The sequence below is a fragment of the Hyphomicrobiales bacterium genome (genome assembly GCA_030688605.1).
Classification (GTDB): Bacteria; Pseudomonadota; Alphaproteobacteria; order Rhizobiales; family NORP267; genus JAUYJB01.
Window position 1 is genome coordinate 1 of record JAUYJB010000054.1, and the last position, 10,453, is coordinate 10,453.

Genomic DNA, 10,453 nt, shown 5'->3' on the forward strand with positions numbered 1-10,453 from the left:
GACTTGATCGGGCAACCCAGTAACCCCTGTGCCAAAGCTTTGCCTCGGAGGCTCCTGGGTGCCCCGGTCGGGCCAGGGCACGACGATGGGGGCGGGCCGCTGCTCGTCCGGGACGACGGGGGAGGGGTGCCTGACCCCCAATTCACACGTCACCGCCGGACTTGATCCGGCGGTCCATTCCATCGGCCCCTCATCTGGCCGCGCCGTAACGGCATGGATGCGCGGGTCGAGCCCGCGCATGACGAGGGAAGGGGCGCGGGGCATTCCTTCACCTCGCCCCGGTGGGGAGAGGTCGGTTCGGGCGCAGCCCGAAGCGGGTGATGGAGGCCGGGAGCCTGCAACAAACCGTCATTCCGGCTCGTAGAGCGGGTTAGGCGAAGCCGTAACCCGCCGTGTTGGGGCGACGACATGGCGGAACACGCTGCGCTATTCCGCCCTACGGGTTATTCGATTTCAGTCAAGGAAAGAGCGTAGCCGGGCTTTCAATTCATCCGGCTCTTTCAACTCACATTCCCAAATTTCCAGAACGGACCAGCCGTTGGCTTCTAGTGTCTCCACGTTCTCCCGGTCACGCTTCTTCGTACGTTTGAGCTTCGGCAGCCAGTACTCCAGATTTGAGCGTGGCTTGTGGGCAATCGGGCACGATGGATCACCGTGGCTGTGCCAGAAACAGCCATGCACAAAGATCACTTTTTTCCGTGGCCCGAACACCATGTCCGGCCGCCCAGGCAGCCGGTGTTTATGTAAACGGTAGCGGTAGCCCATTCCATGCACGAGCCGCCGTACCAGCATCTCAGGCTTCATACCTGTGCTCTTGATCCGGCGCATGTTCGCGCTGCGCCGTTCCCGGCTTATCCTGTCCAAAATATCTTAATTCTCACATTGCATCTTCACGTTGAATTACCCTGCAAAGCGATGCACACTGAATCGAGTTATAAATTATTTTGTTGAGAACAAAAACAGAACATATATAATGCCACCCACCAAGAAAGGCCCACGAATCACCATAAGCCTATCGCAGAGCGACCATGATTCCTTGCTCGCCTTTGCAAACAAATACGACGTTTCCCTATCATGGCTGACGCGGCACGTTATCTCCGAATTTCTAGAGCGCTACCGGAGCGAAGAGCTTCAACTGCTCCTTTCATTCAATTCCCCGGAAAGGTAGGTCTCAAGTGGCTAAGGATCACGGCTCGACAGCTATAGACCTGTTCTGCGGCGCAGGCGGACTATCAGAGGGATTTCGCCAAGCTGGCTTTCACGTTCTTGCTGGTAACGATATCGACGAATCCGCAGGTGAGACCTACGCGGCGACGCATGAAGAAGCCAAGTTTCTGCCCGGACCAATCGAAAACATCACGACGGCTGACCTTTTGAAAGCATCCGGGCTGAAAGCCGGGGAACTGGATTGTCTGATCGGCGGTCCGCCTTGTCAGGCATTTAGCGTCTACAATCATCAGCGCGGCATGCATGACGATCGAAGCCAATTATTCCGTGAGTACCTACGGATTGTCGAAGGCTTGATGCCCAAATGGGTCGTCATGGAAAATGTGACTGGCATAACCTCGGCAGGAGAAGGCGCTGCGGTTCAAGCGATCTTGAAAAGCCTAAGAGGTCTCGGCTACCACGTTGAGACCAGCATTCTACGTGCCGAAGAATACGGTATCCCGCAGGAACGTCGCCGTATCGTCTTCCTTGCCAATCGCCTTGGCCAGCCCATCAGTTGGCCTGGGCCGTCGCACGGTGAAGACGGCGATCCATTTGTTACCATTGCCGAGGCCATAAGCGATCTACCACCGCTTGAGAATGGAGAGGACGGCGGCGTGCAGCCTTATGCCACCGCACCGCAGTCGGACTATCAGCGCATGCTTCGCGGCAACTCGACCGAGGTTCACAACCATGCGGCCCCCCAGCTTGCGTCCATTAACATGGAGCGAATGCAATACATACCACCGGGCGGAAGTTGGCGCGACATTCCCTTTGAGTTGCTGCCGACCGGTATGAAGCGGGCAAGGCGTTGCGACCATACCAAACGCTATGGCCGTATGGCATGGGATGGCCTGTCCTGTACCATTCTAACCAAGTGTGATCTTCATTGGGGCGCGTTTCTTCACCCCGAACAGGACCGCGCCGTTACTGTTCGCGAAGCAGCGCGAATCCAATCTTTCCCGGACTGGTTCCATTTTGAAGGATCACGCACCGAACAATACGTGCAGGTTGGAAATGCTGTTCCGCCTTTGCTCGGTTCGCAAATCGGGCATGCGATTATCCGTTCAGATCTCGGCGAATTTGACGATGTTGAGGATTGCCCGTTAATGGCCGCCGCGGGATAGAGTGAGACGGGTATGCTGATCGCAGAGGTATTTGGATTTGGAGTTGATGACCACTCAACTGAAGCTTGGGAGACGAGAAATTCAAAGCTCTGCCCTTTTCGCGGCACGAAATGCACAAAATCCAGCAAGACTAATCCAATAGGGATTTGCTCACTTTCTGACGGGAAAGAAGCCGCCGCGACATGTCCAGTACGGTTTGTTGAAAACGACAAGATTTTTAAAGATGCAGCCAGACTCGCATTCGGTGAAGGTGTTGCGTTTGGCATTTACCCCGAAGTGCGCATCCTGAAAATCGAAGCCAAAGAAGCCGGCGAGCGCGACAGGAAGATTGGAAAAGTTGATTTTCTGCTCGGTAATATTGACGACGGGAAAGTCATCGATTTCGCAGCTGTTGAAGTTCAGGCCGTCTACTTTTCCGGCGGGACGATCAGGCCCGCAATGAATCACTATCTGGCTCATAGGAAATTGGACGTGGCAATTTCTGACCGGCGACCGGATTTTCGATCATCCGCACAAAAACGTCTTGTGCCTCAACTTCAATTAAAAATTCCGGTATTCAGACGTTGGGGCAAAAAGTTCTTTGTTGCCGTCGATACCCAGTTTTTTCGTGCCCTACCGGGATTCCGCCAAACAACACATGCTAATAGCGAAATAACATGGTTGACCTACCCTATCGAGAAGCAAGGTCATGGTTATAGATTTGGCACCGTTCAGGTCGTCTACTCCGAATGGGATGAAGTTCGTAATTCCCTTCGAGAAGGCAATCCTCCGGAGCCGGATGAAATCGTCGAAGAGCTTCAGACGAAGCTAGATGGCCCAGCTCGTAAAAAGCCGAAAATAATAAGCATTTAGACTTTGATGGAACATTCTCGTTCTTCAAGAATCGCCGCGCTGACCCTTCGAAAGAACCGCCCGCCCCCCCCCTACTCCACCTCCACCGCCGCAGGGTCCGGCAGCCAGCCATGGCGGATCGGGCGGTCGCCGCCGCCGCGCGGCAGGGGGATCGCGCGGGCGATGATCTCGGCCTTCAGCCGCGCCGCGTCCCAGTCGGGGTGGGCGGCCAGGAAGCGCGCCGCGAGCGCCGCCACCCTGGGCGCCGCGTAGCTGGTGCCCGACGCCTTGCCGCGCGCCCCCCGGTGGTCGATCGCCGGGATCTGCTCGCCCGGCACGGCGATGTCGACATGGGCGGCCCCCCAATTCGATTCCGCCGCCAGCCGCCCGAACGGGTCGGCGGACGTCACCGTCAGGAAATTGTCGTTTTCGAACGCCGCCGGATAGACCGGGCTTGCGTCGATGTCGCGCCCGTCGTTGCCCGCCGAAAGCACGAACAGCAGCTCCGGGTGGCGCGCCGCGGCTTGCGCGAAGGGCCGCCATTCCTCGGCGCGATAGCCGCCGAGCGGCATCGAGACGATGCGCGCCGGCCCCGCGGCGATGCGCTCGATGAGGTCGGCGAAGGCTTCCGCGTCCCTGCCCGGATAGCGGAACGGGACGAGCCGCGCCGCCGGCGCCTCTGAAAGCAGGATCGAGGCGACCGCGCTGCCGTGGCGGCGGGGAAAGAGCGGCCCCTGACGCGGATCGAGGTCGAAGGGCCGCCCGTCCTGGTCGAAAAGGTCGGCGCCGAGGATCGCCCCCGTCTCGTCGCGGGCAAGGCGCGGCGCGATCTCCGGCAAAAGATAGTTGACGCCGGTATCGATCGTCGCCACCGCGACGCCGCCCGGGTCCTTGCCCTCCGGCACCGGCGGATTGAGCGCCTCGGCCTCGGTTTCGGCCGGCGGGTCGCCCGCGAAATGGATGAGCCGGTCCGGCGCCCCGTCCGCGTCATAGGCGACGGCGCGGGCAAGCTCGGTCCGGCAGTCCGGCCCCGCCTGGACGAAGAAGGCCGGGCGGCCCCTTGTCCCGCCTTCGCTCCTTTCCTCGGCGGTCAGCCGGGTGCGGCTCTGCGGCGTGCCCGGCAGGCGCACGGTCAGCGTCAGGTCGAACCCGTCGCGGATCGCGGCCGCCGAATAGAGGCGCGGGCCCGCGCGGGTGACCGCGATCGTGTCGGCCATGGCGCCAAGATGCGTCGCCACGGTTTCATCGCTGGGCGCCGCGCCTTCGGCGAAGTCCCGGCACACCGCCCGCACGGATTCCGCCGCCCACGGCGGAAGGAGCGGCAGCTCCTGCGCAACAGCCGGCAGAGCGGCGGCAAGCGGGCCGGCAAGAGCGGCAAGACCGGAAAGAAGCGGCATCCTGCGGCGGATTTTGCGCATTTTTTTAATCAAATCCGTCCCATCTCGCCGGATAATGCTCTAACTTGGCCGATCGACGCAAACCTCAAGGGTTGACGCCGAACATGAACGACATCCGCCGGCGGCCGACCGAAATCCGCCTTGCCAAGGACAAAAGGACGCTGACCGTCACCTTCGAAAGCGGCGAAAAATTCGAGCTTTCCGCCGAATATCTGCGTGTCGAATCGCCGAGCGCCGAGGTCAAGGGCCACACCCCGTCCCAGCGCCAGACCGTGCCCGGCAAAAGACAAGTCGAGATCATGTCGGTCGCCCCGGTCGGTCATTACGCGGTCCGCATCGCCTTCACCGACCTGCACGATACCGGCCTCTATTCCTGGGACTATCTCTACGAGCTCGGCGCCGAGCGCGACGCGCGCTGGGCCGCCTATCTCGCCGAGCTTGCGGAGAAGGGGCTCTCGCGCGATTCGCCGGCGCGGAAATAGAGGCTTTTCCGCCGTATTTCGCGTTTTTCATCAAACGATTGCATTACTTTTTTAAGGTCTCCACATAGGCCAGAATGTCCTGCACATCGTCGAGCTCGATCTCGAACGGCATCGCGTTGGGCGGCAGGTCGGTCAACGGCGAATTTCCCTTGACGCGGACATGCACCGGATGCGGCCGCCGCGCGTAGAAGGTCTCGAACCGCTCCCTCCAGTCGGGCAGCGCGTCAACCAGCAGCATGAACGACGGCGTCGAGGAAATTCCGGAAAAGCGGTTCTTGTCCGAAACGACGTGGCAGCGGGCGCAATGGGCGACCGCGAGGTCGTGACCCTTCGCCACATCGCCAGCGGCCTTCGCATCGCGCACAATGAACCCCGACGCGACGAGACATGCGCTCGCCGCCAGGCAGCAAGGAAGACGCTTAGAGGCGAGGCGACTCATTGGTCGGGTTCCCGACGGTCATTGGCGGCGGCGCTTGCATGATAGCGGCCCAAGCCGGAGAGGCAAAGGAACGGTTTGTGATTAATTCAGTTGTAAACAGAACATGATCGAAATTTCTGCTACTAAGCTTCCGGTTGCGGATCAATTTGGGCCGAGGGCAGGGGGTTCGGGCGGAGAAGAGCCGGCGAAAAGACTGCGGAGGGGGGTCTTGTCGATGAGTGAGCTGCCCGATTTCCGTTCCGGGTGCCATGCCTCGGCCGCCGCCGGTTGGAAGGTCATCGCCCCTGTGCGGATCTGCGCACCGGAGATGCACGAGGTTGCCGGCCAGCCGATCGCGATCGCCGGAGGAGGGGCCATTCGATGAACCAGCATTCCACTTCCAGGAAGATGACCGAGGCCGCCGTCGAGGGCAGCGATCTCATCCGCCTGTGGCTGCGGCTGTTGTCATGCGCCAAGCGGATCGAAGACCAGATCCAGTCGCGGCTGCGGGCGCGGTTCGGCATGTCGCTGGCCCGCTTCGACTATCTGGCGCAGCTCGATCGGGTACGCGGCGGCCCGCTGACCATGACGGAGCTCGGCCAGCGGCTGATGGTCTCGGGCGGCAACATGACCGGGCTCACCGACCGTTTGGAGCGCGAAGGCCTGGTCGAGCGCCGCAACGATCCGGCCGACCGGCGTGTGCAGCGCATCTCGCTGACGCCGCGCGGCCGGGCGCTTTTCACCGAAATGGCGAGCGTTCACCGCGATTGGATCGTCGACATCCTGCAGGGGCTCGACAAGGAGGGCGTCGAACGGCTGATGGCGGGGCTCGCCACGGTGAAGGCGTCGGTGGACGCGTCCGAGACAAATCCAGGCCGCGCGCCGCGGGCGAAATCCGTCCGCTGACACCGCCGGTTGCAAGCACGGACACCCGCTGGCCGCCAAATGCGGCCGGCGAGCCGTCAAGACCTTATTGCAGGACCACCACCTTGGCGCCGACCCGAACCCGCTCATAAAGGTCGATCACGTCGCTGTTGAGCATGCGGATGCAGCCCGACGAGACCGCCCGTCCGATGGTTTGCGCCTCATTGGTGCCGTGTATGCGATACAGCGTCGCGCCGAGATACAGCGCCCGCGCGCCGAGCGGATTTCCTTCCCCTCCCGGCACGTATGACGGCAGCCACGGCTGGCGCTGGCGCATGTCGCTGGGCGGCGTCCAGCCCGGCCATTCCGCCTTGCGCGAGACGTGCGAGACGCCGCCCCACGAAAAGCCTTCGCGTCCGACGCCGATGCCGTAGCGAATTGCCTTGTCGTTGCTCAAGACATAGTAGAGGACCCGCTCACGGGTATCGACGATGATCGTACCCGGCGCATATCTGCCATCGTAGCGGACCTCCTCACGGGTCGTGGTTTTGATGAGGTACAGGCTGTTGTCGACCAAATCGACCTTGTCGCGAGTTCGCCCCGCGACCGCGTCGTCGGATGCCCCTAAAACTGCAAGAACAGCCAGCCCCCCGGCGAAAACCGCTCCAATTCGCATCTCGTTACCCCTGTCTCTCCGTCCGGACCATAGCAGCGATTCACAGCCGCAAATGGTGTGCGTTTTGACCAAAGGCCGCAATTCCTACTCGGAATATTTTGACAAATTGTTCACGCGTGTTGCAGCTTCGCAACAAGATTCCTGGGCTTTTGCAATTGAGGCGAGTGGCTGTTAGTGCGATACACCTCATCCACGACCGGGCCCATGGGCAGGGAGCGGTATCTTTAAGGAATCTTTGGAATGGACGTGACGCCATGCAGATGAATGACGAGATACGGATTGCCGCTCCGCGCGTGCAGGTGTTCGCCAGCCTCAACGACCCGGAAATCCTCAAGGCTTGCATTCCTGGCTGCGAATCCCTGGAAAAATTGTCGGATCGTGAGCTTTCCGCGATCGTCATGGCCAAGGTCGGACCGGTGAAAGCCCGCTTCAAGGGCGTGGTGACGCTGTCCGACCTCAACCCGCCGGAAAGCTACACGATCTCCGGCGAAGGCAAGGGCGGAGCGGCCGGTTTCGCCAAGGGCGCCGCCAAGGTTCATCTGTCCGAGGATGGCGACGGCACGCTGCTGCGTTACGAGGTCAAAGCCGATGTCGGCGGCAAGCTGGCCCAGCTCGGCAGCCGTCTGGTCGATGGCGCGGCGCGGCATTACGCGAGGGATTTCTTTGCCGCCTTCAAGGGCCGGCTGGAGAAACCGGCCGAGGCGGTGCCCGAGCTGGCGCCGGCGGAGGCGGCGCCTGCCCGCGCCGCAAGCCGGCGGCTTTGGATCGTGCTTGCCGCCGCGATCGTGATCGCGCTCATCGTTGCCTATGCTCTGAGCTGACCTCCCGGCTCTCGATCGTTCGAGGGCGGCGTTTTGTTGGAAGCGACATGAATTTCAAGCTGCAGCTCGACGCCCTGCCGCGCCAGCGCCTCGAGGCGATGGCCGCTGCCGCCGACGAGATCCTCGAGGCCTATCGCGTCCTGCGCAAGGCCAACACCAATGTTGTCGGCCAAGTCCTTGCCCATCAAGGGACTTTCTACGAGGAGGATCACTATCCCAAGGGCGACGTCTATGACGAGGAGACCAAAAGCCAATATTATTACCACGCCCATCGTCCGGAGACCGGCGAGCACGGTCATTTCCACACCTTCGTGCGCTTCGGCGGCATTCCCGCTTCGATCGAGCCCGTGCCCTATGACGGCCCGGCCGCCCGGCCGCTCGGCAAGGATGCGATCTGCCATCTGACCGCGATTTCCATGAACGGACCGGGCTTTCCCGTGGGATTGTTCACCGTCAATCGCTGGGTCACCGGCGAGACCTTCTATTCGGCCGCCGATACGCTGAAGATCGCCGAGCGCTTCAAGGTCGATCACGTCTATCCGTGCCTGGCGGTCAACCGTTGGATCACCGCCGTGCTGCGCCTGTTCCGCCCGCAATTGGAAGCGCTGCTGATCGAGCGCGACCGCGTCATCGCCGAATGGGCGCGCCGCCACAATGACCGCGACGTCTATGAGGATCGCGAGCTGGAGACGATTTCGAGCCTGCCGGTCAATGTCGAGGAGCAGATTGCCGGGGTTCACCGCGCGCTTCGCTGAGAGCCGCTTTGCACCTGCCTGAGCGCCGCGGCCAGCACCTCGCCGGGCGTGCCGGCGGCGGCAACGCGCGCCCAATCGATCTCGCCCAGGTCATAGGTCAGCTGCTGGCGGACGATTTCCGCCCGCGCGTCCGAGGCGTCGCGGCGGCGGTCTTCGACCCGGGCGATCATCACCTCTTCCGGCGTATCGAGCCAGAGGCCGGTGAATGGGGCCTCCCTCTCCCGGGCAACGGCCTTGATGGCTCCGCGCTCCTTGGGCCGCGCGAAAACCGCATCGACGATGACCGAGCGGCCGGCCCCGAGCACCCGGCCGGCGAGCGTGAACAGGCGCTCATAGGTCTTTTGGCTCGCCTCCGGCGAATAGCCGCGCGGGCCCAGCCTTTCGGTCTCGGCGACGCCGAATAGGACCTTTCGTTCCACGTCGCTGCGCAGATGTATGGCCCCCGGCGCGGCGCCGATGTGCGGCGCGAGCATCCGCGCGATCGTCGTCTTGCCGCTGCCGGAAAGGCCCCCCACGGCAATCAACCGCGCCGGCTCAGGCTTCAGGAAGCCGAGAGCAGCCTCGAAATAGGATCGCGCCACCTGGGCGTCGGCGGTCCGGGCGCGGCCATGCTCATGGGCGCTGAGGCTGGCGGTGACGCGCGCCCGGATCGCGGCGCGCGAAGACAGGAACAGCGGCAGCGCCGCAAGCCCGTCGAGATGCGCGTCCTGCCGCGCCGCCTTCAGATAGGTGTTGAGCACCAGATTGGCGCCGTGCCGCATGACCCGCGTCTCGAGATCCATGAGCAGGAAGGCGAGGTCGTAGAGCACGTCGACGGTGGCGATGTCCTCATCGAACTCGATGGCGTCGAACAGGACCGGCTCATCGTCGATGAGGACGAGGTTCTTCAGGTGCAGGTCGCCGTGACAGCGCCGCACATGGCCCGCGGTGCCCCGGGCGGCGAGGAGCTTGGCGTTTCGCTTGAGCTCCGCCCGGGTCCCGCCGATGAGGCGGCGTGCCTTTTCCGGGTCGAATAGCTCGGGCGCGGCTGCGAATTCCTGTTCGTCCTGGCTCACCAGCTTGGCAAAGGCCGCGCCTTGGTCGAAGTCGCGGCGGATGGGCGCGCGGGCATGGGCGGCGGCGATCCGTTCGGCAAGGCGCGCAAGCAGCGCATCGTCAAGGCCCGCCCTCTCGGCGATGCGGTCGAGGCTCCTGGTCTCGTCGAAGCGGCGCATCGACACCGCCCACTCGACCGCCTCGCCGTCGCCGCCGAAGGCGAGCCGGCCGTCCGCCGCCCGAGTGATGGGGACGGTGCCGAGATAGATATCCGGCGCGTTGTCGCGGTTGACCGCAATCTCCTGTTCGCAGACTGCCTGCCGCTTCTCGAGCGTCGAAAAGTCCATGTAGGGGTATTTGACGGCGCGCTTGATCTTGTACGCCGCATCGCCGGCCAGGAACACCATGGCGCCGTGCGTGTCGATGCGCGTCACCGTTTCGGGCTTTGGCGTGTAGCTTCTTGGGTCGGCGAGAAAGGCTATGACCTCCGCCTGAGCATCGCACGGCTTTTGCGCCCGCCGGGACACGGCTCCTCCGCTTTGCGCGGTTGCGGCAGCCCATGATCTAACCACCGAATAGGTATGACGGCCTTGACGGCGATCAAGGCCGGACCGTTGTGGCAGCTCGGCGCGGGTCCCCGCGCCGCGAGGTCGCGCTTCGACCGGGCGCGCTTTTTGTTATACAATTTCGTGCCGAGAGTGGCGGTTTTCTGTTTCACGAAGCGACCGATTAGGAGGCAATCATGGCCCTGATCCGTTGGCGGGATGAATATTGCACCGGGATTCCGTCCGTTGACGAGGAGCACAAGGAGCTGGTCGAGCTGATCAACGAGCTGACCGTG

General features: G+C 62.5%; 12 protein-coding genes. 6 read left to right on the forward strand and 6 right to left on the reverse strand.

Features of this window, described 5'->3' with window-relative positions:
• The coding region (locus Q8P46_06420) for a hypothetical protein (GenBank protein ID MDP2619796.1) at positions 1–264 on the reverse strand (264 nt) is incomplete at its 3' end.
• 189 nt (positions 265–453) lie between these two features.
• Positions 454–864 (reverse strand): very short patch repair endonuclease, encoded by a 411-nt coding sequence (locus Q8P46_06425; protein MDP2619797.1) that lies wholly within the window; start codon positions 862–864, stop codon positions 454–456.
• Between the two features lie 311 nt (positions 865–1,175).
• Here Q8P46_06425 and Q8P46_06430 point away from each other — a divergent pair, with 311 nt between their 5' ends.
• Both Q8P46_06430 and Q8P46_06435 read left to right on the forward strand, forming a co-directional pair.
• Complete coding sequence (locus Q8P46_06430; protein MDP2619798.1) at positions 1,176–2,333, forward strand: DNA cytosine methyltransferase; 1,158 nt, start codon at positions 1,176–1,178, stop codon at positions 2,331–2,333.
• A 12-nt stretch (positions 2,334–2,345) separates the two neighbouring features.
• Positions 2,346–3,185, forward strand: a complete 840-nt coding sequence (locus Q8P46_06435) for a NotI family restriction endonuclease (GenBank protein MDP2619799.1) — start codon at positions 2,346–2,348, stop codon at positions 3,183–3,185.
• Positions 3,186–3,256: 71 nt separating this feature from the next.
• Here Q8P46_06435 and Q8P46_06440 read toward each other — a convergent pair whose 3' ends face one another.
• Entirely contained in the window at positions 3,257–4,582 is a 1,326-nt protein-coding gene (locus tag Q8P46_06440) for a S8 family serine peptidase (GenBank protein MDP2619800.1), read from the reverse strand.
• A gap of 83 nt (positions 4,583–4,665) precedes the next feature.
• Here Q8P46_06440 and Q8P46_06445 point away from each other — a divergent pair, with 83 nt between their 5' ends.
• A complete protein-coding gene (locus tag Q8P46_06445; protein ID MDP2619801.1) occupies positions 4,666–5,043 on the forward strand; it encodes a DUF971 domain-containing protein in 378 nt (125 codons plus the stop codon).
• Positions 5,044–5,086: 43 nt separating this feature from the next.
• Here the strand turns inward: Q8P46_06445 and Q8P46_06450 are convergent, their stop codons facing one another.
• The gene (locus Q8P46_06450; protein MDP2619802.1) at positions 5,087–5,407 is read right to left on the reverse strand and encodes a hypothetical protein; all 321 of its coding nucleotides are present in this window, start codon (positions 5,405–5,407) and stop codon (positions 5,087–5,089) included.
• A gap of 435 nt (positions 5,408–5,842) precedes the next feature.
• Between Q8P46_06450 and Q8P46_06455 the strand changes: the two genes are divergently transcribed.
• A complete protein-coding gene (locus Q8P46_06455; GenBank protein MDP2619803.1) occupies positions 5,843–6,367 on the forward strand; it encodes a MarR family transcriptional regulator in 525 nt (174 codons plus the stop codon).
• Between the two features lie 64 nt (positions 6,368–6,431).
• Here the strand turns inward: Q8P46_06455 and Q8P46_06460 are convergent, their stop codons facing one another.
• A complete protein-coding gene (locus Q8P46_06460; GenBank protein MDP2619804.1) occupies positions 6,432–6,995 on the reverse strand; it encodes a L,D-transpeptidase in 564 nt (187 codons plus the stop codon).
• 260 nt (positions 6,996–7,255) lie between these two features.
• Between Q8P46_06460 and Q8P46_06465 the strand changes: the two genes are divergently transcribed.
• Both Q8P46_06465 and Q8P46_06470 read left to right on the forward strand, forming a co-directional pair.
• Entirely contained in the window at positions 7,256–7,822 is a 567-nt protein-coding gene (locus tag Q8P46_06465; GenBank protein ID MDP2619805.1) for a carbon monoxide dehydrogenase subunit G, read from the forward strand.
• Positions 7,823–7,869: 47 nt separating this feature from the next.
• Positions 7,870–8,577: a hypothetical protein gene (locus Q8P46_06470; protein ID MDP2619806.1), complete on the forward strand. Its 708-nt coding sequence runs from the start codon at positions 7,870–7,872 to the stop codon at positions 8,575–8,577.
• Here the strand turns inward: Q8P46_06470 and Q8P46_06475 are convergent.
• The gene (locus Q8P46_06475; protein MDP2619807.1) at positions 8,559–10,139 is read right to left on the reverse strand and encodes an AAA family ATPase; all 1,581 of its coding nucleotides are present in this window, start codon (positions 10,137–10,139) and stop codon (positions 8,559–8,561) included. The two genes, Q8P46_06470 and Q8P46_06475, sit on opposite strands and share 19 nt — an antisense overlap.
• Positions 10,140–10,453: the final 314 nt, after the last annotated feature.